Annotated in this window: 19 protein-coding genes; 11 read left to right on the top strand and 8 right to left on the bottom strand. The window is 69.5% G+C overall.

Annotated features, from left to right (window positions below):
* The 7 genes from U5O44_RS00740 to U5O44_RS00710 are packed head-to-tail and all read left to right on the top strand — an operon-like array spanning position 1 to position 6,277.
* Complete coding sequence (locus U5O44_RS00740; protein ID WP_322586551.1) at positions 1 to 447, top strand: cytidine deaminase; 447 nt, start codon at positions 1 to 3, stop codon at positions 445 to 447.
* Positions 444 to 1,250: a purine-nucleoside phosphorylase gene (locus tag U5O44_RS00735; RefSeq protein ID WP_322586550.1), complete on the top strand. Its 807-nt coding sequence runs from the start codon at positions 444 to 446 to the stop codon at positions 1,248 to 1,250. The genes U5O44_RS00740 and U5O44_RS00735 overlap by 4 nt, the downstream gene beginning before the upstream one ends.
* Entirely contained in the window at positions 1,247 to 2,029 is a 783-nt protein-coding gene (deoC, locus tag U5O44_RS00730; protein WP_322586549.1) for a deoxyribose-phosphate aldolase, read from the top strand. Before U5O44_RS00735 ends, deoC begins: the two co-directional genes overlap by 4 nt.
* Positions 2,019 to 3,356 carry a thymidine phosphorylase gene (locus U5O44_RS00725; RefSeq protein WP_322586548.1) on the top strand — a complete coding sequence of 446 codons (1,338 nt, stop codon included), beginning with the start codon at positions 2,019 to 2,021 and terminating at the stop codon, positions 3,354 to 3,356. The genes deoC and U5O44_RS00725 overlap by 11 nt, the downstream gene beginning before the upstream one ends.
* Before the next feature lie 46 nt (positions 3,357 to 3,402).
* Entirely contained in the window at positions 3,403 to 4,347 is a 945-nt protein-coding gene (locus tag U5O44_RS00720) for a carbohydrate kinase family protein (protein WP_322586547.1), read from the top strand.
* 22 nt (positions 4,348 to 4,369) lie between these two features.
* Positions 4,370 to 5,314: a ribokinase gene (gene rbsK / locus U5O44_RS00715; protein WP_322586546.1), complete on the top strand. Its 945-nt coding sequence runs from the start codon at positions 4,370 to 4,372 to the stop codon at positions 5,312 to 5,314.
* A gap of 12 nt (positions 5,315 to 5,326) precedes the next feature.
* The gene (locus tag U5O44_RS00710) at positions 5,327 to 6,277 is read left to right on the top strand and encodes a nucleoside hydrolase (protein ID WP_322586545.1); all 951 of its coding nucleotides are present in this window, start codon (positions 5,327 to 5,329) and stop codon (positions 6,275 to 6,277) included.
* Between the two features lie 103 nt (positions 6,278 to 6,380).
* Here U5O44_RS00710 and U5O44_RS00705 read toward each other — a convergent pair whose 3' ends face one another.
* The 8 genes from U5O44_RS00705 to U5O44_RS00670 all read right to left on the bottom strand — a co-directional run bounded on the left by U5O44_RS00705 (position 6,381) and on the right by U5O44_RS00670 (position 17,950).
* Entirely contained in the window at positions 6,381 to 7,136 is a 756-nt protein-coding gene (locus U5O44_RS00705; RefSeq protein ID WP_322586544.1) for a histone H1, read from the bottom strand.
* Between the two features lie 151 nt (positions 7,137 to 7,287).
* Positions 7,288 to 8,418, bottom strand: a complete 1,131-nt coding sequence (locus U5O44_RS00700) for a ribonucleotide-diphosphate reductase subunit beta (protein ID WP_322586543.1) — start codon at positions 8,416 to 8,418, stop codon at positions 7,288 to 7,290.
* A 129-nt stretch (positions 8,419 to 8,547) separates the two neighbouring features.
* Positions 8,548 to 12,546 (bottom strand): ribonucleoside-diphosphate reductase subunit alpha, encoded by a 3,999-nt coding sequence (locus U5O44_RS00695; RefSeq protein WP_322586542.1) that lies wholly within the window; start codon positions 12,544 to 12,546, stop codon positions 8,548 to 8,550.
* Between the two features lie 196 nt (positions 12,547 to 12,742).
* Entirely contained in the window at positions 12,743 to 13,330 is a 588-nt protein-coding gene (gene ampD / locus U5O44_RS00690; RefSeq protein WP_322586541.1) for a 1,6-anhydro-N-acetylmuramyl-L-alanine amidase AmpD, read from the bottom strand.
* A complete protein-coding gene (locus tag U5O44_RS00685) occupies positions 13,327 to 14,853 on the bottom strand; it encodes a sigma-54-dependent transcriptional regulator (RefSeq protein ID WP_322586540.1) in 1,527 nt (508 codons plus the stop codon). The genes ampD and U5O44_RS00685 overlap by 4 nt, the downstream gene beginning before the upstream one ends.
* On the bottom strand, positions 14,850 to 16,826 hold the full coding sequence (locus U5O44_RS00680; RefSeq protein WP_322586539.1) for an ATP-binding protein: 1,977 nt from the start codon (positions 16,824 to 16,826) through the stop codon (positions 14,850 to 14,852). Before U5O44_RS00680 ends, U5O44_RS00685 begins: the two co-directional genes overlap by 4 nt.
* A 12-nt stretch (positions 16,827 to 16,838) precedes the next feature.
* Complete coding sequence (locus U5O44_RS00675; RefSeq protein WP_322586538.1) at positions 16,839 to 17,099, bottom strand: PP0621 family protein; 261 nt, start codon at positions 17,097 to 17,099, stop codon at positions 16,839 to 16,841.
* Positions 17,096 to 17,950, bottom strand: a complete 855-nt coding sequence (locus tag U5O44_RS00670) for a cytochrome C assembly family protein (protein WP_416222113.1) — start codon at positions 17,948 to 17,950, stop codon at positions 17,096 to 17,098. The genes U5O44_RS00675 and U5O44_RS00670 overlap by 4 nt, the downstream gene beginning before the upstream one ends.
* Before the next feature lie 58 nt (positions 17,951 to 18,008).
* On the opposite strand from U5O44_RS00670, the gene ffh reads away from it, so the two are divergent.
* The 4 genes from ffh (at position 18,009) to U5O44_RS00650 (ending at position 22,703) form a co-directional block, all read left to right on the top strand.
* On the top strand, positions 18,009 to 19,391 hold the full coding sequence (ffh, locus tag U5O44_RS00665) for a signal recognition particle protein (RefSeq protein WP_322586537.1): 1,383 nt from the start codon (positions 18,009 to 18,011) through the stop codon (positions 19,389 to 19,391).
* A 117-nt stretch (positions 19,392 to 19,508) separates the two neighbouring features.
* Positions 19,509 to 20,315, top strand: coding sequence for a DUF2726 domain-containing protein (locus U5O44_RS00660; RefSeq protein WP_322586536.1), 807 nt, complete (start codon positions 19,509 to 19,511; stop codon positions 20,313 to 20,315).
* 278 nt (positions 20,316 to 20,593) lie between these two features.
* Positions 20,594 to 21,598: a porphobilinogen synthase gene (hemB, locus tag U5O44_RS00655; protein WP_322586535.1), complete on the top strand. Its 1,005-nt coding sequence runs from the start codon at positions 20,594 to 20,596 to the stop codon at positions 21,596 to 21,598.
* Between the two features lie 13 nt (positions 21,599 to 21,611).
* Positions 21,612 to 22,703 (top strand): magnesium transporter CorA family protein, encoded by a 1,092-nt coding sequence (locus tag U5O44_RS00650; protein ID WP_322586534.1) that lies wholly within the window; start codon positions 21,612 to 21,614, stop codon positions 22,701 to 22,703.
* The last annotated feature ends 12 nt before the right edge of the window (positions 22,704 to 22,715 follow it).

The following is a 22,715-nucleotide window of genomic DNA, read 5'->3' as shown; positions in this document are numbered from 1 at the left end:
ATGGACGCTGAACTTCATGCGGCCGTTTCAGCCGACACCTGGGCTGCGCTGATGGACGCCGCCCGCGCCGCACGGCTACAAGCCCACGCGCCCTACTCGCGCTTTCTGGTCGGCGCAGCCGTGCTGGACGAACACGGCCGGCTGCACGCGGGCTGCAACGTCGAGAACGCGGCGTATCCCCAGGGCGTCTGCGCTGAAGCGGGGGCGCTGTCGGCGATGGTGCTGGCGGGTGGGCGGCGGCTGCAGGCGGTCGTGGTGCTCGGCGACGCGGGCGGCGCGCTGGTGACGCCCTGCGGCGGTTGCCGGCAGAAGCTGCGCGAGTTCGGCGCGGCGGACCTGCCGATCCTGATCGCCGATCCGCAGCGGGCGCTCGCCCGTTTCACGCTCGATGACTTGCTGCCGCACAGCTTCGGCCCCGATCACCTCGACCTGGGCACCACACCATGACCGACACCGCCCTGACCCTGCTGCGCGCCCGCTGCGCCGACGCCCCGCCCCGCATCGCCGTCGTGCTCGGCTCCGGCTGGGGCGGCCTGACGGTGCGGCTGCAGGACGCCGAGCGCATCCCCTATGCCGAGCTGCCCGGCTTCCCCGTGTCCACGGTCGCCGGCCACGACGGCGCGCTGTGGCTCGGCCGGCTCGGGGCATACCGGCTCGCGGTGATGAGCGGGCGCAAGCATGTCTACGAAACCGGCGACGCGGACGGCATGAAGGCCCCGCTGCGCACGCTGCACGCGCTCGGCTGTGAGGTGCTGGTGCAGACCAACGCGGCCGGCAGCCTGCGCCCTGCGATGCCACCCGGCAGCCTGATGGCGATCAGCGACCACCTGAACCTGTCGCAGCGCTCGCCGCTGGTGGGCGAATCCGGATCGGAGCGCTTCGTGAGCATGGTCGATGCCTACGACCCCGCGCTGCGCCAGCACGCGCAGGCCGTCGCGCAGTCGCTGGGCACGCCGCTGCACGAGGGCGTGTTCGCCTGGTTCCTCGGGCCGCAGTTCGAGACACCCGCCGAGATCCGCATGATGCAGGGCTTCGGCGCCGACGCGGTCGGCATGAGCACCGTGCCCGAGACGATCATCGCCCGCCACGCGGGGATGCGCGTGCTGGCGCTGTCACTGCTGACGAACATGGCCGCCGGCCTCTCGAACGAACACCTCAGCCACGCCCACACGCTGGCGCAGGCGCAGGCCGCTGGCGACACGGCGGGTGATCTGCTGGCCGCCATCCTTTCCACACTGCCGCTGGCATGACCACCATGACGCCCACCGAAGCCGCCCGCCTGTCGCTGACCTGTCTCGACCTCACCAGCCTGAACGACGCCGACACCGAGGCCGACATCGCCCGCCTGTGCGAACGCGCCCGGGCGCCGCTCGGGCCGGTCGCCGCCGTGTGCGTCTGGCCGCGGCTGGCGGCGTTCGCGCGCGCTCAGTTGCCGGCGCACATCGGCGTGGCCGCCGTCGCCAACTTTCCCGACAGCCGCACGGACGTGGAACGCGCCGTGCGCGACACCGACGAGATCGTGCAGGCCGGCGCGCAGGAGGTGGACGTGGTGCTGCCGTGGCGCGCGCTGCAGGCCGGTGACGCGGCGGCGGTGGCAGCCGTGCTGCGCAGCGTGCGGCGGACGTGCGAGGGGCTGACGCTGAAGGTGATCCTTGAATCGGGCGAACTCGGCCGGTCCGGCGACACGGCGCTGATCGCCCGCGCCAGCCAGCTCGCGCTGGCCGAGGGCGCCGACTTCCTCAAGACCAGCACCGGCAAGACCGCGCACCACGCCAGCCTGCCGGCCGCAGAAGCGATGCTGGCCGCCATCGCCGCCGATCCGCTGGCCCGCGACCGGGTCGGACTGAAGCCGTCGGGCGGGCTGCGCACGGTGGCGGACGTGCAGCCATATCTGGCGCTGGTGGTACAGCACCTGGGCGCCGGGGCACTGAACCCGAAGCGGTTCCGGATCGGGGCGAGCAGCCTGTATGCGGACATCGAGGCGATCCTCCAAGGCAGCAGCACCGCACCCGATCACCATGCCTACTGAACTGCCCCAGGAAATCATCCGCCTCAAGCGCGACGGCCACCCGCTCACCGCCACGCAGATCGACGCGTTCGTGGACGGCCTCGTCACCGGCAGCTGGAGCGACGCGCAGGCGTCTGCGCTGGCGATGGCGGTCGTGCTGCGGGGCATGGGCCCGGCGGAAACCGTCGCGCTCACCCGAGCGATGACGCGCAGCGGCGACGTGCTGCGCTGGGACGACCTCGGCGACCACCCGCCGATCGTGGACAAGCACTCGACCGGCGGCGTCGGCGACAAGGTCAGCCTGATGCTGGCGCCGATCGTGGCGGCGTGCGGCGGCTGGGTGCCGATGGTGTCGGGGCGCGGGCTGGGCCACACGGGCGGTACGCTGGACAAGCTGGAGAGCCTGCCCGGCTACCGCACGCAGCTCGCGCGGGACGAGCTGGTCGCCACGCTGCGCTCGGCCGGCTGCGCCATCGTCGGCGCCTCGCCCCGCGTGGCGCCGGCCGACCGGCGGCTCTACGCGATCCGCGACGTGACGGCGACGGTCGAGTCCACCGCGCTCATCACGGCCAGCATCCTGTCCAAGAAACTCGCCGCCGGGCTGCAGGCGCTGGTGATGGACGTGAAGACCGGCGATGGCGCCTTCGCCTCGACCCCGGCGCAGGCGCGTGAACTCGCGCTCAGCCTCGTGCGGGTGGCCGAGGGTGCGGGGCTGCCAACCCGGGCGCTCATCACCGACATGAACCAGGTGCTCGGCCACGCAGCGGGCAACGCGCTGGAGGTGCAGGAGGCGCTCGACTACCTGCGCGGCACGCGGCGCGACGTGCGGCTGCACACGCTGACCCGCACGCTGTGCGCCGAGCTGCTGGTGCTGGGCGGGCTGGCCGGCGACACGGCGGAGGCCGAGACGCGGGTCGACCGTGCGCTGCACAGCGGCGAGGCGCTGGAGCGTTTCGAGCGCATGGTCCACGCCCAGGGCGGTCCGGCCGATGTCGGCACCCGCGGCCGGCTGCCACGGGCGCCGGTGCAGCGGGTCGTACCGGCGCCGCACGCGGGCTGGGTGCAGGCGATGGCGGTGCGCGAACTCGGGGTGCTGGTGGTGACGCTCGGCGGCGGGCGACGCGCGGCGGACGAGGCGATCGACCCGCGGGTCGGGCTGAACGAGGTCTGCCAGCGCGGCGACCGGCGCGAGATGGGCGAGCCGCTGGCCGTCGTCCACGCGGCCACCGAGGCCGATGCCGACGCGGCGGTGGCGCAGGTGCAGCGTCTCATCACGCTGGGCGAGGCGCCGATGTCGCCACAACCCGTGGTGTTCGATGTGCTGCACGGCGGATCGGCGCCAGAGTGACTGGGGTATTCTCGCCGCCGCCTGTCACTGACACCCCCACACGCCCATGACCACCCGCGCCGCCATCGCCGCCTCCATCGCCTACGACACCATCATGGTGTTCGAGGGCCAGTTCACCGACCACATCCTCCCGGACCAGATCCACAAGATCAACCTGTCCTTCCTGTCGCCGCGGATGCGCCGCGAGTACGGCGGCTGCGCGGGCAACATCGCCTACAACTACGCGCTGCTCGGCGGCGAGGCCGTGCCGATGGGCATGGTCGGCGACGACTTCGGCCCCTACCGCGAGCACAACACCCGCACCGGCGTGGACCAGAGCTGCATCATCACCGCCGCCGACACCTACACCGCCCAGTGCTTCATCGTCACCGACCTGTCGAACAACCAGATCGCCGGCTTCCACCCCGGCGCGATGGGCCGCTCGGCCGAGATCCCGCTGGCGCAGGCCGGCACGGTCGCCTGCGGTATCGTCGGCCCGGACGCGCCGGACGCGATGGTGCTGCACACCCGCGAGATGGCCGAAGCCGGCCTGCCCTTCGTGCTCGACCCGGGCCAGAACATCCTGCTGTTCAACGGCGAGCAACTGCTGGCGATGATCGACCAGGCGCCGGTGCTGGTGTGCAACGACTACGAGGTCGAGCTGATCTGTGACAAGACCGGCCTGTCGCTCACCGCGCTGGCCGAGCGCGTCGAGACGCTCATCGTCACCCGCGGCGGCGAAGGCTCCAACGTCTACCAGCGCGGCGAGGTCCACGCCGTTGCCCCGGTGCCGGCCACCGAGGTGAAAGACCCGACCGGCTGCGGCGACGCCTACCGCGCCGGCCTGCTGCTGGCGCTCGCCGAAGACAAGCCGCTGCTGCAGGGCGCGCAGCTCGGCAGCGTGCTCGGCTCGATCAAGATCGCCGTCCAGGGCTGCCAGAACCACCGCCCGAGCCGCGCCGAGATCCGCGCGCAGTTCGAGCAGCACTACGGCCCCTGGCCCTTCGCCTGAACCGGAAACGGAAAGCCCCGCCATGCCCGCCTCCCCCACCGCCGCTGCAGTCGCCACAGTCGCCGTCATCGGCAGCCTGAACATGGACCTGCGGGTGCAGACCCCGCGCCTGCCCGCACCGGGCGAGACGCTGATCGGCACCGGCTTCAGCACCGACAGCGGCGGCAAGGGCGCCAACCAGGCGGTGGCAGCGGCGCGGATGGGCGCGGCAGTGGCGATGCTCGGCCGCGTCGGGCGGGATGCGCATGGCGCGGCGCTGACGCAGGCGCTGCGAGCCGACGGCATCGACACCTCGGCCGTGGGCGAGGACACCGGTGCGCCCACCGGCACGGCCATCATCGTGTTGATGCCCGATGGCGAGAACAGCATCATCGTCATCCCCGGCGCCAATCACCGCGTCACCCCGGCGCAGGTCGCGGACAGCGCGGCGGTGCTGCGGGGCGCCCGGGTCGCTGTCGCGCAACTCGAATGCCCGCTCGACACCGTGCATGCCGCGCTGAGCCTGGCGCATGGCGCTGGCGTCTGCACCATGCTCAACGCAGCACCCGCGCAGCCGCTGGACGACGCGCTGCTGGCCGCCGTGGACTGGCTCGTCGTCAACGAGATCGAGGCCGCGATGCTCACCAGCCTGCCCACCGACACCCCCGTGCAGATCGAAGCCGCCGCGCACGCCCTGCGCCAGCGCGGCCCGTCGCAGGTCGTGGTGACGCTGGGCTCGGCCGGCCTGCTGCATGTCGGCCCGGGCGGCGCGCTCGCCCTGCCCGCGCCGCGCGTCACCGCCGTGGACACGACCGGCGCGGGCGACACCTTCGTCGGTGCGCTGGCGGCGGGCCTCGCCGACGGCCTGCCGATCCCCGCCGCCCTGACCCGCGCCCAGGTCGCCGCCGCGCTGGCCGTGACCCGGCTCGGCACACAGTCCGCCATGCCCACCCGCGCGGAGGTCGATGCCTTCGCGCCCGCCGCCTGACCTGAGGCTCCCATGACCACCAAGATCCTCTTCGACACCGACCCCGGCATCGACGACGCGATGGCGCTGTACATGCTCGCCCGCGACCCGCGCGCCGAACTGGTCGGCATCACCACCGTCTTCGGCAACGCCTCGGTCGACACCACCACCCGCAACGCGCTGTCGCTGCGCGAACGCTTCGGGATCCACCATGTGCCGGTGGCGCGCGGCGCGGCGCGGGCGATGGTGAAGCCATCCAGCGGCTACGCCGACTTCGTGCATGGCCAGGACGGGCTGGGCGATGTCGGCACCGCGCCGGCCGAACACGACACGCTCGACGGCCGCGCCGCTGCGCTGTTCATCATCGAGATGGCGCGCCGGCATTCGGGCGAGCTGGTGCTGGTGCCGGTCGGCCCGCTGACGAACATCGCCCACGCACTGCAGCTCGACCCGGACCTGCCGCGCCATGTGCGCGGCGTGGTGCTGATGGGCGGTGCGTTCGGCACGCTGGGCCACGGCGGCAACATGTCGCCGGTGGCGGAGGCCAACATCCACGGCGACCCGCACGCCGCCGATCTGGTGGCCACCGCCGACTGGCCGGTGACCTTTGTCGGGCTGGACGTGACGCACCAGATCCGCATGAGCACCGCCTACCTCGACGAGATCGGCCGCGAGGGCGGCCCGCACGGGCACTACATCCGCGGCATCACGCGCTTCTACGAGCGTTTCTACGCGCCGCGCACTGGCGGCGGCATCTACAGCCACGACGCCAGCGCGGTGGCCTGCGCGCTCGACCCCAGCCTGTTCACGCTGCGCCACGGCCCGGTGCGCGTCGTCACCGACGGCATCGCCACCGGCCAGACCATCCAGCGCCTGCCCGGCCACCCCGATCCGTCGCCGCACTGGGACGGGATTCGCGACCAGGCGGTGTGCGTGGGCGTGGACAGCGAGCGGGTGCTGCGCGAGTATCGGGCGCTGTTCTGAGCCCGACTGGACGCGAGACGGACCCGGTGACGCCATGAAAAAAGCCCGGTGACACCACCGGGCTTCGGAGACCGCGACCGCGGACGCGGTCAGGTCTTGGGACTCAGGGCTTTTCGCCCGTCGGGAACGGCCACGCAGCCTGGGGGCTGAGCGTGGTCTTGGCGGTCGAGGACGAGGCCGAGGCGGGGACCGCCTTCTTGCCGGCCTTCTTCAGCGCGGGCTTGGGCGTGGCGTCCTTGGCGGGTGCGGCGGCGGCCTTCTTGGGGGCTGCGGCCTTCTTGGCCGGCTTGGCGGCCGGAGCCGGGGCTTCCACAGGGGCCGGTGCCGGCGCCAGCTCAGCGGCCACAGCCTTCTTCGCGGCCGGCTTCTTCGCGGCGGCCTTCTTGGCCGGAGCGGGTGCGGGCACGGGCACGGGTTCCGGCGCAGGGGCGGGAGCCGGTGCAGCCTCCACCGGGGCAGCCGCCTTCTTCTTGGCAGCGGCCTTCTTGGGGGCCGGAGCCGGGGCGGGCGCAGGCGCTTCCACCGGAGCTGGTGCAGGCGCTTCCACCGCGACGGCCTTCTTGGCGACCGACTTCTTCGCCGCAGCCTTCTTGGCCGGCGCAGCCGGTGCTTCCACCGGAGCGGGCGCAGGCGCCGGCACCTCGGCCACCACCACCGGAGCCGCCTTCTTGGCCGGCGCCTTCTTCGGCGCAGCAGCCTTCTTCGCAGGCGCCGCAGCCGGTGCCGGGGCGACCACTGCCGCCACTTCGACCACGGGTGCAGCCGCCTTGGCAGCCTTCTTCGCGGGCTTGGCAGCCGGGGTTGCGGCCGGTGTTGCCGCGACAGCCTTGGGGGCCGCAGCCGTCTTCTTCGATGCCATCACAGTTCTCCTAGATGAGGATGAGGTTGGACACAACACACCCGGGCGCCTGATGAAGCCCCGGGTGATCCTCGGTCCGCGAATCGGTCTGCAGGAGACGTTCGGGTACCGTGAATGGGGGAGCGGTCAGGCTGCACGGGATGGTGTCTCCTCAATCCCAGGACAGCGCGCCGCCGGTTTGGTACTCGATCACGCGGGTTTCGAAGAAGTTCCGTTCCTTCTTCAGGTCGATCATCTCGCTCATCCACGGGAAGGGGTTTTCCTCGCCGGGGAACAGCTCGTCGAGACCGATCTGCACCGCGCGCCGGTTGGCGATGTAGCGCAGGTAACCCTTGAACATCGACGCATTCATGCCCAGCACGCCGCGCGGCATGGTGTCCTCGGCATAGGCGTATTCCAGATCGACCGCCTTGCGGAACAGCGCGACGATCTCGGCCTTGAATTCCGCCGTCCACAGGTGCGGGTTCTCCAGCTTCAGCGCGTTGATGAGGTCGATGCCGAAGTTGCAGTGCATCGACTCGTCGCGCAGGATGTATTGGTACTGCTCGGCCGCGCCGGTCATCTTGTTCTGGCGGCCCAGCGCCAGGATCTGCGTGAAACCAACGTAGAAGAACAGCCCTTCCATCAGGCACGCGAACACGATCAGCGACTTCAGCAGCGTCTGGTCGGTCTCGGGCGTGCCGGTCTTGAACTGCGGGTCCATGATCGCCTCGATGTAGGGGATCAGGAACTCGTCCTTGTCGCGGATCGACTGGACTTCGTTGTAGGCGTTGAAGATCTCGCTCTCGTCCAGCCCCAGCGACTCGACGATGTACTGGTAGGCGTGGGTGTGGATCGCCTCCTCGAACGCCTGGCGCAGCAGGAACTGGCGGCACTCGGGCGCCGTGATGTGGCGGTAGGTGCCCAGCACGATGTTGTTGGCGGCCAGCGAGTCGGCGGTGACGAAGAAGCCGAGGTTGCGCTTGACGATGCGGCGCTCGTCTTCGGTCAGACCATTCGGGTCTTTCCAGAGCGCGATGTCGCGGCTCATGTTCACTTCCTGCGGCATCCAGTGGTTGGCGCAGGTGGCGAGGTACTTGTCCCACGCCCATTTGTACTTGAACGGAACGAGCTGGTTGACGTCGGTCTTGGCGTTGATGATGCGCTTGTCGGCGGCGTTGACGCGGCGGTGGCTTTCGCTGGGCACCGCCGTCGAAGCAGCGACCGAGACGGCGTAAAGGCCGTTCGATTCAGCAGTGTTCAAGGGGGTGGCGGAACGCGGGGTGTCTTCCCAGACCAGCATGTCTGACTTCCTAGTGGGGGTGAATTATCGGAATGTTGTGCCCAAACACCAAGCGTTTCTTCCGGTTTTGAGGCCTCGAAACGCTGGTGTCCGGGCAGTTTCATCGCGGTGTCATGACCTTGGCCAAGATCACTGGCAGGCTTCGCAACCCGGATCGTCGATCGCACAGAACTTGACGTCCGTGGCCGGCGCCGAGCCTGCGGCGGCGGCCATCAGGGCCTGGGCCGCGGCGGCCGCCTTGTCGAACGCGGAGGGCGCGCTGCTGGCGCTGACCGCGTTGTGCGAGCCAGCGCCGACGGTGGACTTCTCGACGTTGGACGCGCTGGTCGTGCGCAGGTAGTAGGTCGTCTTCAGACCACGCACCCACGCCAGCTTGTAGGTCTCGTCGAGCTTCTTGCCCGAAGCGCCCGCCATGTAGATGTTCAGGCTCTGCGCCTGGTCGATCCACTTCTGGCGACGTGCGCCCGCCTCCACCAGCCAGCGCGGCTCGACCTCGAACGCCGTCGCGTACAAGCGCTTCAGCTCCTCCGGCACACGGTCGATGCGGCGCAGCGAGCCGTCGAAGTGCTTGAGGTCCATCACCATGATGTCGTCCCACAGGCCGAGCTTCTTCAGGTCGCGCACGAGGTACTCGTTGACGATGGTGAACTCGCCCGACAGGTTGGACTTGACCGAGAGGTTGCCAAAGCTCGGCTCGATCGAGGCGTCCACGCCGATGATGTTGGAGATGGTCGCCGTCGGGGCGATGGCCACGCAGTTCGAGTTGCGCATGCCGACCTCGCCGATGCGGGTGCGCAGCGCGTCCCAGTCCAGCGTGGACGAGGTGTCGACCTCGACGTAGCCGCCACGCTGCTCGGCCAGCAGCTTGAGCGAGTCCAGCGGCAGGATGCCCCGGTCCCACAGCGAGCCGGCGTAGCTCTGGTAACGCCCACGCTCGGCCGCCAGGTCGGTCGACGCCCAGTAGGCGTGGTAGCAGATCGCCTCCATCGAGCGGTCGGCGAACTCGACCGCTTCCTGCGACGCATACGGCACGCGCAACTGGTACAGCGCGTCCTGGAAACCCATCAGGCCGAGGCCGACCGGGCGGTGGCGCAGGTTCGAGTCACGGGCCTTCTTGACGGCGTAGTAGTTGATGTCGATGACGTTGTCGAGCATGCGCATCGCCGTCGAGATCGTCTTCTTCAGCTTGGCGGTGTCGAGCACCTTGGCACCGTCCGCCCCGTCGGTGAGGTGGTGGGCCAGGTTGACGGAGCCGAGGTTGCAGACGGCGATCTCGCTGGCGTTGGTGTTCAGGGTGATCTCGGTGTTCTTGGTGATCATCCCGTTGACCGTCCACGCATGGGTCTCGGAGTTGACCGACAGGCAGTAGGCATCCTCGTTCGGCAGCTCGACCAGTCCCTTGAAGGTGGCGTGCAGCTTCTGCTGGTAGCCGGTCTTCTGGAGGTTGCGCAGGTACTGTGCGGCGGCATCCGACTTGCGGCTGGCGGCCAGTTGCGTCACCGACTCGGCGATGCGGCAACCCTGGATGGACGTGATCAGCAGGCGATAGAGCGGCTTGCTCCAGTACAGCTTCTTGCCGCCTTGGCCATCGGGCAGTTCGTGCTCCTGGTGACCGCGCATCTGGTTGATCGACGACTTGACCCCGAAGTTGGCCCACAGCACCTGCAGGTCTTCGATGAACTTCCGGTCGATCGATGCCAGCGCCAGCGTCGTCACTTCACCGCTGCTGACGACATTGCCATCGGCCAGATACAGGCCGCGCAGGTAGGCCGCCACCGTCTCGCGGTCGCCCTGCCAGACGAGTTCCGGCACGGTGGTCTTGGTTTCAGGCGTGAAATCGTGTTCGGCCAACAGGCGACGCAGCGGGGCCGAGGCCAGACGGGCCTTGCCAACCTTGGGGTCGATGCGGAACACCGGCGTGTTGACCGACGTGGTCCGCAGCACCGTGTTGCCGTCGAGCACCTCATGCACCACCTGGGTGGTCGGCTCCAGCAGGTCGAAGTCCTGTTCCCACACGTCGATGAACACGTTGTGCTCGCCGAAGGTGCCGTCCCCGGCGATCAGGCCCATCAGATAGCCGAGCTTGGGCTCATGGCGCTGGCCCCACAGCCCTTCGAGCTGCTGGATCAGCAGCTTGTCACCGGGCGTCAGGTGCTGCGCCTCGACCCAGCCGCGGTCCTTGACCCAGACCTTGTGGTCGGGCGTGACCTTGTGGCTGTAGCCTTCCTCGGTCTCGATGCGCACGATCGGCGCATCGGGGCGCGGCAGCAACATTTCGGAAGCGTCATACACCCCGTCAAGGCCCACGACCTTGTTCTTGCCACCAGAGCGGAACAGCTCGCCCACCGTCACGATGCCGCGATCGGTCACGACGCGCTGATCCGCTGTCATGCAGCACAGATTCGACGAGTGGACGACCCCGACGTGCTGCTGCGGCGAGCGCACGTTGCAGGCGTCCTTGAACGTGATCCACGGATGCCCAGTCTCGAACAGCATCGAGAGCATCTTGCGCCACAGGTCCACCGCCCGGATGCGCTTGAACAGCTTGATTTCACCGCGCTGCGCCATCGCCTCGTAGCGGGTGTAGGCCTGCTCGAAGGCGATGCCGAACAGGTCATGCAGGTCCGGGCAGGTCGACGGCGAGAACAGCGTCCAGTCGCCGCCCTCCATCACGCGGCGCATGAACAGGTCAGGAATCCAGTTCGCCGTGTTCATGTCGTGGGTGCGGCGGCGGTCATCGCCGGTGTTCTTGCGCAGCTCCAGGAACTCCTCGATGTCGAGGTGCCAGCTTTCTAGGTAAGCGCACACCGCCCCCTTACGTTTCCCCCCTTGGTTAACCGCTACAGCCGTGTCATTCACCACCTTCAGGAACGGCACCACCCCCTGCGACTCGCCGTTCGTGCCCTTGATGTGGCTGCCGAGCGCCCGCACCGAAGTCCAGTCGTTGCCCAGGCCACCCGCGAACTTCGACAGCAGCGCGTTGTCCTTGATCGCCTCGTAGATGCCGTCGAGGTCGTCGGGCACCGTCGTCAGGTAGCAGCTCGACAGCTGCGAGCGGCGCGTGCCGGCGTTGAACAGCGTCGGCGTGCTCGACATGAAGTCGAAGGTGGACAGCACTTCGTAGAACTCGATCGCCCGCCCTTCGCGGTCGATCTCGCCCAGCGCCAGCCCCATCGCCACGCGCATGAAGAACGCCTGCGGCAGCTCGATGCGCTGCTTGCGCACGTGCAGGAAATAGCGGTCGTACAGCGTCTGCAGGCCGAGGTAGTCGAAGTTCATGTCGCGCTCGGGCTTGAGCGCCGCGCCCAGGCGCACGAGGTCGAACTGGGCCATGCGCTCGTCGAGCAGCTCGGCGTCGATGCCCTTGCGGATGAACTGCGGGAAATACTCGACGTAGCGGTCGGCCATCTCGTGCTGCTGCACGTCGTCGCCGAGCACTTCGCGGCGGATCGTGTGCATCAGCAGCCGCGCCGTCACGCGGGTGTAGCCGGGATCCTTCTCGATCAGCGTGCGCGCCGCCAGGATCGCGGCCTTGTAGACCTCGTCCACCGGCACGCCGTCGTACAGGTTGCGCCGCGTCTCGGCCAGCACCGGTGCCGCCGTCACCTCGTCGCCCAGACCGGCGCAGGCCGACTCGATCAGCAGCTGCAGCCCGCCCTGGTTCAGCGGCACACGCTGGCCGTGGTCCTGCACCACCAGCTCCGTCGGCGGCTGTGCGGGTGCCTGGCCCTTGCTCAGACGCTCCTGGGCATGGCGCTCGCGGTAGAGCACGTAGGCCCGCGCCACGTCATGGTGGCTGCCGCGCATCAGGCCGAGTTCGACCTGGTCCTGCACATCCTCGATGTGGAAGGTGCCGCCGCTCGGACGCGAGCGCAGCAATGCGCGCACCACCGACTCCGTCAGCGTGTCCACCGCCTCGCGCACGCTGGCCGAGGCCGCGCCCTGCGCGCCGCGCACCGCCAGGAAGGCCTTCATCAGCGCGACGGCGATCTTGTGCGGCTCGAAGGCCACGACCGCGCCATTGCGGCGGATGATCTGGTAGCCAGCGTAGGCGGAGGCCGTGCCGGTGCCCGTGACGGGGGCGTGGCCGGGGGGGGAATACGGGTTGCTGGAGATGGCGGTCTGCATGGCTGGCGCTCCTTCTTGTCTTGCCTTGTCGTGTCTTGTCGTGGCGACCCAAAGAAAAAGGCACCATCCAGGAGAAGGCGCCTTCGGCTTCGTTCATTGGGTCCAAGAATAGCACCACACTACCCGTAGTGTTCCGAGAATATTTTCGACACTACCGCTAGTGTCCCATTGACAAATCACGGACTGACCAGGATTTTCATCTCATGCTGCGGCGCAGCAGTCGGGCCAGTCTGCGCCAGTCGAATCCGGGGCCGGGATCGCCCTTGCGACCCGGGGCCACATGTTCGTGACCAACCACTTCCGCGACAGGCCAGACGGACGCGGCGTCACGCAGCAGCCGGGCAGCAGCCTGGTACTGGGCGGCCTCGAAATGCCGGCCCTCCAGACCCTCCATCTCGATCCCGAGCGCGTAATCGTTGCAGTTCGGCACCCCGCGCCAGGACGAGGCGCCCGCGTGCCAGGCCCGGTCCCCGACGCGCACAAACTGCACGATCTCGCCATTTCGTCGCACCAGGAAATGTGCCGAAACCGCCACGCCGGCCAGCCCCGCGAAATAGGGATGGCCCGCCGGGTCCAGCCGGTTGGTGAAAAACCGCTCGATCGCGTCACCGCCGTAGACCCCGGGCGGCAGGCTGATCGAGTGCATCACCGCCAGCCGCACGGTGTGACCGGGTGGACGGGGCCCGAAATTCGGACTCGGCACCCGCCTGGCGGCCTGGTGCCACCCGTCGAACCATGCCCCCCGGCGCGGCCTGTGGCGCCGACGGCGCAGACCGCAGTTCATGGCACCAGATCGCCCAGCGGCTCGGCGTCGTCGACCGTGAGCGCATCACCCGCCACCTGGATTCCCAGGCGCGCCATCCGGTAGCGCATCTGGCGCAGGGTCAGGCCCATCGCGGCACCGGCGGCGGTGCGGTTGTAGCGGTGCAGCTCCAGCGCCCGCACCAGCACGTCACGCTCGACCTCGTCGAGGTAGGCCACCAGATCGGTCGGCACCGCCTCGGCGGTGGCCACCACAGCGACCGGCATGGCCGCCGCCGGGTCGCTGCGCTCGACCGGTGTCCCGGTGGCCACGGATTCGGGGCTGGCTGGCGCAGCCGCTGCGGTCAGCCCCAGATCGGCCACATCGATCAGCCCGCCCGAGGACAGCGCCACCGCCCGGTGCAGCAGGTTCTCCAGCTCGCGGACATTGCCCGGAAACCGGTGCTGCGCCAGTGCCAGCAGCGCAGCCTCCGTCAGCCGCGGCACCTCGGCCAGCGCCGACTCGCCCGCCACCCGCACCAGCACGGCCTCGCAGAGCAGCGGCAAGTCCTCCAGCCGCTCGCGCAGCGGCGGCACGCGGATCTGGATCACGTTGAGCCGGTAGTACAGATCCTGCCGAAACCGCCCCGCCGCCACCTCGCACGCCAGATCCTTGTGCGTGGCGCTGACGATGCGCACGTCCAGCGGCACCTCCGCCACCGCCCCCACCGGCCGCACCGCCCGCTCCTGGATCACCCGCAGCAGCTTGCTCTGCATCGCCAGCGGCAGATCGCCGATCTCGTCGAGGAACAGCGTGCCGCCGGACGCCGCCTGGAAGAAGCCCTCGCGGTCCTCGTTCGCGCCGGTGAAGGCGCCCTTGCGGTAGCCGAAGAACTCCGCCTCCAGCAGCTGCTCGGGGATCGCGCCACAGTTCACCGCAACACACGGCCCGCTGGCGCGCTGGCTGACCTGGTGGATGGCGCGCGCCACCAGCTCCTTGCCGGTGCCGGACTCGCCATGCACCAGCACCGGCGCCATGCTGCGCGCCACCTTGTCGATCAGCACGCGCACCTGCTGCATCACCGGCGTGCGCCCGCCCATGCGCTGCAGCGCGTCCATCGCCCGCGGCTCGATCGGGCCACGGGAGACCGGCCGGGCCAGCCGCGGCGCGGCCACCGCCGCCGGCGTGCCCGCCCGGCCCAGCGCCGACGCGACCACGCTGCGGAACTGGCGCAGGTCCACCGGCTTGGTGAGGTAGTCGTAGGCACCGGACTTGAGCGCCTGCACCGCGTTCTCGGCCGAGCCGTAGGCGGTGATGACGATGGTCTTCTCGGGCCGGCCCGCCTGCTCCAGCCGGCGCAGCAGGTCGAGCCCGGTGCCGTCGGGCAGGCGCATGTCGGTGATGATGGCGCTGTAGCGGGCGGCGTTGAGCAGCGTCCAGGCTTCCTCGACCGTGCCGGCTGTCTCGATGTCATAGCCCTCGCGCAGCAAGGCCAGCTCGTAGAGCGTGCGCAGATCGGGCTCGTCGTCGACGACCAGCAGCCGGGGCGTCATCGGGTGGTTCATGGGGAGACCTCTGGCGACGGCGGGGCGACACGGGGCATCGCGACCTGGAAGACATTGCGGTGGCGCGCCCCGGAGCCGCGGGGCCGGAAGTCGATCGAGGCGCCATAGCGGGTGCACAGCTCGCGGCAGATGTACAGCCCCAGCCCGGTGCCGCGGCTGCGGGTGGAGAAAAACGGCTCGAACAGGTGCGGCTCCACGTCCGGCGCGATCACGGCGCCATCACTGGCCACCGACAGCTCGATGCGCCCTTCCGCCCGGGCCACCACACGCACCCACACCGCCTGCGGCTGACCGCTGCCGTGGCGCAGGGCGTTGTCCAGCAGGTTGACCAGCACGCGGCGCAGATGCTCCGGATCGAAGCGCACGGGCAGCGGCTCGTCGCCGGTGTCGACGAACAGCGGGCTGCTGTCGTCGACCGGCAGCCCGGCCGTGCGGGCCCATTCGGCACAGAGACGCCCGACCTCCGCCCTCAGCTCCAGCACCGGCGCATCGCTCGATCCCCCCGGCGACACCTCGGCCACGTCGTCGACGATGCGCTGCAGCCGCTCCACGTTGTCGGCGACCATCTGGCTCAGGCGCTGCTGGCCGGGATCGGTGAGGTCTTCGGCCAGCAAGGCGTTCGCCTGGGCGATGGCGGCCAGCGGATTGCGGATCTCGTGGGCGATGGCCGCCGAGACGCGGCCCATCGCGGCCAGCTTGTCCTGGCGCGCGCGTTGGCGCAATGTCCGCACATCCTCCAGGAACAGCACGCACAGCGCTTCGCCGGAGCGCGCATCACGCCGGCGGGTGAAGCGCATGCGGATGCGCAGCGGGCGCTCCTCGGTCGGCGCCTGCGCACGGCCCGAGGCGAGCCGCAGACTCATCTCCTGCCCGCCTTCCGGCCAGACGCCGCTGGCATGGCCCCGCACGAGCGCCTCGCGCAGCGGCGCCCAGGCCGGCAGGTCATGCAGATCAAACGGCACGAAGCGCCGCGCCATGGGCGCCCCGATGAGCTGCAGCGCTGCCGGATTGGCCGCCTGCACCCGCCCGTCGCGGTCCACCACCATGACACCGTCCTGCATCTCCTCGATCATCAGCCGGTTCAGGCGGGCCTGCTGGCGGGCGATCTCCAGCGTGCTGCGGGCCGCCCGCTCCTGGCGGGCGAGCCGGTCCGACAACTGCCCGGCCAGCATCGCGATGGTCAGCACACCGCCTCCGGCGATGCCGGCCTGCATCAATGCCGCGGCCAGCTGCTGCGCATCGGGCGCCCCCCACCAGGCCTCGCCCAGCAGCAGCAGCACCACGGCGGACGCGACCCCGTAGGCCTGGTGGCGCGGCATCAGCGTGGCTGCCATCAGCACCGGCAGCATGTAGAGCGCTGCCACATTCACCGCCGGACCCGCCACGAACAGCAGCAGCGTGAACGTCAGCAGGTCGACCCCGATCGTGGCCAGCGCCCAGCGGCTGCGCAGATGGCCCGACGCCGCCATGTGCCCCGTCGGCGCCACCGGCCAGGCCAGCACCGCCAGCGACGCCAGCACCTGCGCACCACACACCAGCAGCGACGCCCACACCGGCCGGCCGCTCAGATAGGCCACCACCAGCCCCTGGATGCCCAGCAGCAGCACGCCCAGCAAGGCCCGGGCGATCGTGAAGGCGCGGAAGATGCGCTGGAAAGAAGCGGGCGGGTCGACCTGTGCACGCCGGCGGGAGGGCTCGGCACCCGTGGGGGCACGGGCGGACGCGGTCGATGCGGAATCCTTGGAGTCGGGGTCCGGATGGCGGTCCACGCCGTCCCGGGCGGCTGCAGGCGCGGCGGCGGCGTCGGAGTCGGACGGCCGCGTGTCACGGTCACCGCGCCCCAGCTCCATCGGCTGGGTGCGCTCCAGTCCGAAGCCGAGCGTGGCAAACCAGGTTTCCTCGCGCACCGGCTCGGAGCGGGCGAATCCGCCGTCCTCGTCGGCCCGACGCGGGGATGATCCGGCGGCGCGCATCGGCTGCGGCGCTCAGCGGCGGCCGTACGGGGCGCGCGGACCCGCGAGCCAGTGGGCCACGCCGCAATAGGGCTGGCCGTCGCGCAGCTTGCTGTCGGCCAGGGTCAGGTGCATGCCGCAATGGGCGCAGCGGGCCAGCGTCTGCACGGCGCGGGCCGGTGGCTCCACGGGTGGCGCGTCGTCCTGCGGCTTGGCCGGCGGCGGCACCCGCCGCACGCCACGCAGCAACCACACGATCGCCAGCACGGTCAGCAGGATCAGCAGCAGCTTCATGTTCCGCCCCCCGTCAGCGCACCGAGCGCCGTGCGGTGGAGCAGCACCTCCAGCACGAAGCGAGAACCGACATACGCCAGCAGCAGCAGGGTCGCTCCCGCGTACAGCCCGCGCGTGGCCATCCGTCCACGCCAGCCAAAGGCCTGCCGCCCGGCCAGCAATCCCGCCAGCACCAGCCAGCCGAGCAGCGAGAACACCGTCTTGTGGTCCCAGTGCCAGACCGGGGTCACCCACACGCCCAGCGCCAGCGCCATGGACAGCATCAGGAAACCGGCCCAGACGAAGCGGTACGTCAGCTTCTCCAGCGTCAACAGCGGCAGAGCGGGTGCCTCGGTAGGCACGCCTGGTGTCTTCAGCCGCGAACGCAGCGCACGCTCTGCGCGGTCCAGCCAGGCCGCATGCAGCACGGCAGCCGCCACCAGTCCGTAGGACGCCAGTCCGAGCATCCAGTGCAGCGGCGCCCACGGCGAAGCCGGATGCAAGCCACCCTCTCCCGGAAACAGCAGTGCCAGCGCCAGCGTGCCGCCTCCCAGCGCCGCCAGCAGTCGACGCACGCCGGGCAGCGGCACGAACCGGCTCTCCACCGCATGCACGGCCAGCACCAGCCAGGCCGTGGCCGAGAGCGCCGGCGCGAAGCCGAAGCGGGCACCCTGCATCGCCAGTCCGATGCCCAGCAGATGTGTCAGGCCTGCCAGTCCGTGCAGCCCCCAGGCCAGTGGCAACGCGCGCCGCACGGACACCCCAGCACCAGGCAAGCTTGCCAGGACATAGGCCAGCATCGCCAGCAGCGAGGGCGCCAGCGACCAGACGGACAGGCCGTGCGCCGAAGGGGTCAAGGGGGTCGATAAAATCACCTGCACAGTGTACTGATCCTCTTCCGGATCCTCTTCCTCTCAACCGGGACTCCCGATGGCCTCCGCCCTTTCCGAACGTCTGTCACGCCTGGTCAAGTCGATGCGTGGCCAGGCACGCATCACCGAGTCGAACGTCCAGGACATGCTGCGCGAGGTCCGCATGGCGCTGCTGGAGGCCGACGTGGCGCTGCCGGTGGTGCGCGACTTTGTCGCCCGCGTCAAGGACCGCGCGCTCGGCGCCGAGGTGGCCAACTCGCTCTCGCCGGGCCAGGTGCTGGTGAGCATCGTCCACAAGGAACTCGCCGCCACCATGGGCGACGGCGTCTCGGACATCAACCTCGCCACGCAGCCGCCAGCGGTCATCCTGATGGCCGGCCTGCAGGGCGCGGGCAAGACGACCACCACGGCGAAGCTGGCCAAGCACCTGATCGAGCGCCGCAAGAAGAAGGTGCTGACGGTCTCCGCCGACGTCTACCGCCCGGCCGCCATCGAGCAGCTCAAGACCGTGACGAAGCAGGCCGGCGCCGAGTGGTTCCCGTCCACGCCGGACCAGAAACCGCACGACATCGCGCTGGCCGCCATCGACTACGCCCGCAAGCACTTCTTCGACGTGCTGCTGGTCGACACCGCCGGCCGCCTGGCGATCGACGAGGCGCTGATGGCCGAGATCCGCGACCTGCACGCCACGCTGAAGCCGGTCGAGACGCTGTTCGTCGTCGACGCCATGCAGGGCCAGGACGCGATCAACACCGCCAAGGCGTTCAAGGAGGCCTTGCCGCTGACCGGCATCGTGCTGACCAAACTCGATGGCGACTCGCGCGGCGGCGCGGCGCTGTCGGTGCGGCAGATCACCGGCGCGCCAATCAAGTTCGCGGGGGTGTCCGAGAAGATCGACGGGCTGGAAGTGTTCGACGCGGAACGCCACGCCGGCCGCGTGCTGGGCATGGGCGACATCGTGGCGCTGGTCGAGGAGGTGCAGCGGGGCGTCGACGTGCAGGCGGCGCAGAAGCTCGCCGACAAGGTCAAGAGCGGCGAGAGCTTCGACCTCAACGACTTCCTGGCCCAGATCAGCCAGATGAAGAAGATGGGCGGTCTCGGCGGCCTGCTGGACAAGCTGCCGGCGGAGCTGGCGGCCAAGGCGGGTCAGGCCGACATGGGCAAGGCGGAAAAGGACGTGCGACGCATGGAGGGCATCATCCATTCGATGACCCCGCTGGAGCGCCGCAAGCCCGACCTCATCAAGGCCAGCCGCAAGCGCCGGATCGCCGCCGGCGCGGGGGTGCATGTGCAGGAGGTCAACCGAATGCTCAACCAGTTCGAGCAGATGCGCGACATGATGAAGAAGATGAAGGGCGGCGGGATGATGAAGATGATGAAGCGTCTGGCGGGCAAGAAGGGCATGCCCGGGATGGGTGGCATGGGCGGCATGGGTTTCTGACGGTCGCACACGGTTGTAACAGTCCCGCGGTGATGCAGGCACACAACCAGAACCTGTTACATCCATCACACCTTCGTCGGGATTGACGTCCAGCACCGGGACAGGTAGCTTGACGGGATGAATTTTTCATCTATCGCAACCAGCAATGGGGCGCTGCTGCTGGCGGGCTGCGTGGGTGCAGCGGCACTGCTGTGGCTGTGGCGCCGTCTCACCAACCAGCCGGCCGATCCGACCCGCATGGGTCGCCCCCGTGCACTCGACGCCGTGGACACCGTCATCGGCTGGCCGCCAGAAGCCACGCGCGTGCTGACCCTGCGCCACCAGCGTGCGCTCGAACTGCTGCGCCGCGCCACACCCGAGCACATGATCCTGGCGCAGGTACCGCTGTCGCATTTCATCAAGGTGCCGACGCGGCACTCCTATGTGGAATGGCTGCGCCGGGTCGGGCATGTCTGCGTGGACTTGATGGTCTGCGATGCCGCCTCCAATGTGGTGGCGATCATCGAGGTACGCCAAGCCGACAAGGTCGATTCCGAACGTGCCCGCAAGCGCCAGCAACGCATCGAGCGCGTGCTGCGGGCGGCGGGCATTCCACTCCATGTCTGGAACGAAGCCTTCCTGCCGGACCCGATCGCCGTGCGCAAGGCACTGCTGCAAGAGTCGGGCGACACCGCGCCCACTCCGGCGATGCAGGACAACGGTCCCGACACCGCACCGCTGGATGTCGCACCGCGCAGCGGCGCCCGCGTACGTCCATTCGACGGCCACGATCTGCCGGGCTACAAGGAGCCTCCGCGCAGCACCTGGTTCGACGAACTCAACGCCACCCAGCCGGTGCAGCTGGATGGTGTGGACGTGTCGCTGGATGTTCCGATGTCCGGCATCGGCCGCAGCCCGAACCGCACGGTCACTGCGCCACGCTGACCGCACGCGGCCTGCCGCGGCGGCGGCGAAGCGACGATCCGTACAGACAAAAAAAGAGCCCCAGCATGCTTGCTGGGGCTTCGAAGCCTTAACGCTGTCAACACGGTAAGGCACCTGCTCAGGGAGGAAAAGCAGGGAACGAGTACCTAGCGGCACATCGCTCGGGAATGAGTTTAACATCAAGCCCGCCTTTGACAAGGTAAGGGGTGTCCCGTAGAGCCGCGGCACCTTGCCTGATGTAGAAAAAACAGCCTCCACCCGCTGCCCTGCCGCCCGCCATGATTCCTCCTGCCGCCTACCCCCTGAGCCGCCCGCGCCGCCTGCGCCGCGATACCTTCACCCGCGATCTTGTGCGCGAACACCACCTGCGCTGCAGCGACCTGATCTACCCGGTGTTCGTGCTCGAAGGCCAGGGGCTGGTGCAGGACGTGGGCTCGATGCCCGGCGTGCAGCGCCGCAGCCTCGACCAGCTGCTGCCGGTGGCCGAGCAGTGCGTGGCGCTGGGCATTCCGGTGATGGCGCTGTTCCCGGTGCTGGACAGCGTCGGCAAGACCCCCGATGGCCGTGAAGCCGCCAACCCCGACGGCCTCGTGCCGAGGGTCGTGGCCGAGCTGAAGAAGCGCTTCCCCGAACTCGGCATCATGACTGACGTCGCGCTCGACCCCTACACCTCGCACGGCCAGGACGGCCTGCTCGACGACACCGGCTACGTGCTCAACGACGAGACCATCGAGGTGCTGGTGCAGCAGGCGCTGGTGCAGGCCGAAGCCGGTGTGGACATCGTCGCCCCCAGCGACATGATGGACGGCCGCATCGGCGCGATCCGCGAAGCGCTGGAAGCCAAGCGCCTGATCCACACCCGCATCATGGCCTACAGCGCCAAGTACGCCAGCGCCTTCTACGGCCCGTTCCGCGACGCGGTCGGCTCGGCCGGCAACCTGGGCAAGAGCAACAAGAAGGTCTACCAGATGGACCCGGGCAACAGCGACGAGGCGCTGCGCGAGGTCGCGCTCGACATCGCCGAGGGCGCCGACATGGTCATGGTCAAGCCGGGCATGCCGTACCTGGACATCGTGCGCCGCGTGAAGGACGAGTTCCGCGTGCCGACCTTCGCCTACCAGGTCAGCGGCGAGTACGCGATGCTCAAGGCCGCCGCGCTCAACGGCTGGCTCGACCACGACGCGGTGATGATGGAATCGCTGCTGGCCTTCAAGCGCGCCGGCGCCGATGGCGTGCTCACCTACTTCGCGCTCGACGCCGCCCGGCTGATCCGCCAGGGCTGAGGCGAACGCGGGCATGCGCGTTTTCCTGATCGACGATCGCTGCACCGAACTGCCCGATCTGCCACAGACGCTGCCTGAGCGCGGTTTCCTGTGGATCGCGTCGGCGCGGCGCGAATTCGAGGTCCGGGTCGCCGAGGTGCAGGCGGTGCTGCACCAGTGCGCCGGTGGCCAGCTCGTGGACCTGCACATCTCCGACCTGCTCAGCAACCAGCTGCCCTCGCATTTCGACTACACCTCGTGGTATGACCTGCTGGTGTTCCGCCGCCTCGCCGCTGCGCCCGGCAGCACCAGCCTGTTTCTCGACGACGAACACGGCACCGTGGCCACCGCCCGCCAGGCGCTGGCGTCCATCGACACCAGCCCGGTCGGCTTCGCGGTGTTCGACCGGGTGCTGCTGACGGTGCATCCTGCCGACTGTCTGGTGCGCGAATTCTTCGCGATGAAACTCGGGCAGATGACGGTCAACGGCAGCGGCGCCAGCCGGCTCCCGCCCAGCGCAGCCGACCTCATGCTGCGCATCGTCAACCACATGGTGGACGGCTACCTGGAACTGCGCCGCCTGCTCACGCGCCAGCTCACGACGCTGCAGCAGACCCTGCTCGGCCCACGCAGCCGCAAGGTCGACTGGACCGCGCTGCTGGAGTCGCGCAACACGCTGCACCAGCTCGAAGACGTCTGCGAGGACCAGCGCAGCGCCATCCAGGAGTGGATCGACAGCATCGACGAATGGCCCGACCCCGCGGACACCGCCGCCCGGCGGGACCGCGAGCTGCTGCGGGTGCGTTCGCGCGATGTGCTGGAACACATCGAGCGGGTGCTGGGGCATGTGCGGCGGCTGGAGTCGTCGATCGAGAGCGCGGTGCAGATGCATTTCTCGATGGTCGGCCAGCGCACCAACGACATCATGCGCACGCTCACCGTGCTGACCGCGATCTTCCTGCCGCTGAACCTCATCACCGGCTTCTTCGGGATGAACTTCGACGCATTGCCGCTGATCCACTCGCCCACCGGCTTCTGGGTGGCTGCCGGGCTGATGGTGCTGCTGGGCATCGGCCTGAGCGCGTTCTTCTGGCGCAAGCGCTACCTGGGCACCCACCACGGCTGACCGGTCGGCCCC

The sequence above is a fragment of the Sphaerotilus sp. genome (assembly GCF_034519685.1).
Taxonomy (GTDB): Bacteria; Pseudomonadota; Gammaproteobacteria; order Burkholderiales; family Burkholderiaceae_C; genus Sphaerotilus.
The sequence above is the reverse complement of the archived record's forward strand: the minus strand, read 5'-3'. Positions and strand labels throughout refer to the sequence as shown.

Bases quoted from the DNA above. Each gene is read 5' to 3' on its own strand.
- U5O44_RS00725 (WP_322586548.1), top strand. From the start codon at position 2,019: ATGCCTACTGAACTGCCCCAGGAAATCATCCGCCTCAAGCGCGACGGC.
- U5O44_RS00740 (WP_322586551.1), top strand. From the start codon at position 1: ATGGACGCTGAACTTCATGCGGCCGTTTCAGCCGACACCTGGGCTGCG.
- ampD (WP_322586541.1), bottom strand. From the start codon at position 13,330: ATGAACTGCGGTCTGCGCCGTCGGCGCCACAGGCCGCGCCGGGGGGCA.
- ffh (WP_322586537.1), top strand. From the start codon at position 18,009: ATGGCCTCCGCCCTTTCCGAACGTCTGTCACGCCTGGTCAAGTCGATG.
- U5O44_RS00650 (WP_322586534.1), top strand. From the start codon at position 21,612: ATGCGCGTTTTCCTGATCGACGATCGCTGCACCGAACTGCCCGATCTG.
- U5O44_RS00675 (WP_322586538.1), bottom strand. From the start codon at position 17,099: ATGAAGCTGCTGCTGATCCTGCTGACCGTGCTGGCGATCGTGTGGTTG.
- U5O44_RS00680 (WP_322586539.1), bottom strand. From the start codon at position 16,826: ATGCGCGCCGCCGGATCATCCCCGCGTCGGGCCGACGAGGACGGCGGA.
- hemB (WP_322586535.1), top strand. From the start codon at position 20,594: ATGATTCCTCCTGCCGCCTACCCCCTGAGCCGCCCGCGCCGCCTGCGC.
- U5O44_RS00705 (WP_322586544.1), bottom strand. From the start codon at position 7,136: ATGGCATCGAAGAAGACGGCTGCGGCCCCCAAGGCTGTCGCGGCAACA.
- U5O44_RS00685 (WP_322586540.1), bottom strand. From the start codon at position 14,853: ATGAACCACCCGATGACGCCCCGGCTGCTGGTCGTCGACGACGAGCCC.
- U5O44_RS00720 (WP_322586547.1), top strand. From the start codon at position 3,403: ATGACCACCCGCGCCGCCATCGCCGCCTCCATCGCCTACGACACCATC.
- U5O44_RS00700 (WP_322586543.1), bottom strand. From the start codon at position 8,418: ATGCTGGTCTGGGAAGACACCCCGCGTTCCGCCACCCCCTTGAACACT.
- U5O44_RS00735 (WP_322586550.1), top strand. From the start codon at position 444: ATGACCGACACCGCCCTGACCCTGCTGCGCGCCCGCTGCGCCGACGCC.
- rbsK (WP_322586546.1), top strand. From the start codon at position 4,370: ATGCCCGCCTCCCCCACCGCCGCTGCAGTCGCCACAGTCGCCGTCATC.
- deoC (WP_322586549.1), top strand. From the start codon at position 1,247: ATGACCACCATGACGCCCACCGAAGCCGCCCGCCTGTCGCTGACCTGT.
- U5O44_RS00660 (WP_322586536.1), top strand. From the start codon at position 19,509: ATGAATTTTTCATCTATCGCAACCAGCAATGGGGCGCTGCTGCTGGCG.
- U5O44_RS00710 (WP_322586545.1), top strand. From the start codon at position 5,327: ATGACCACCAAGATCCTCTTCGACACCGACCCCGGCATCGACGACGCG.
- U5O44_RS00695 (WP_322586542.1), bottom strand. From the start codon at position 12,546: ATGCAGACCGCCATCTCCAGCAACCCGTATTCCCCCCCCGGCCACGCC.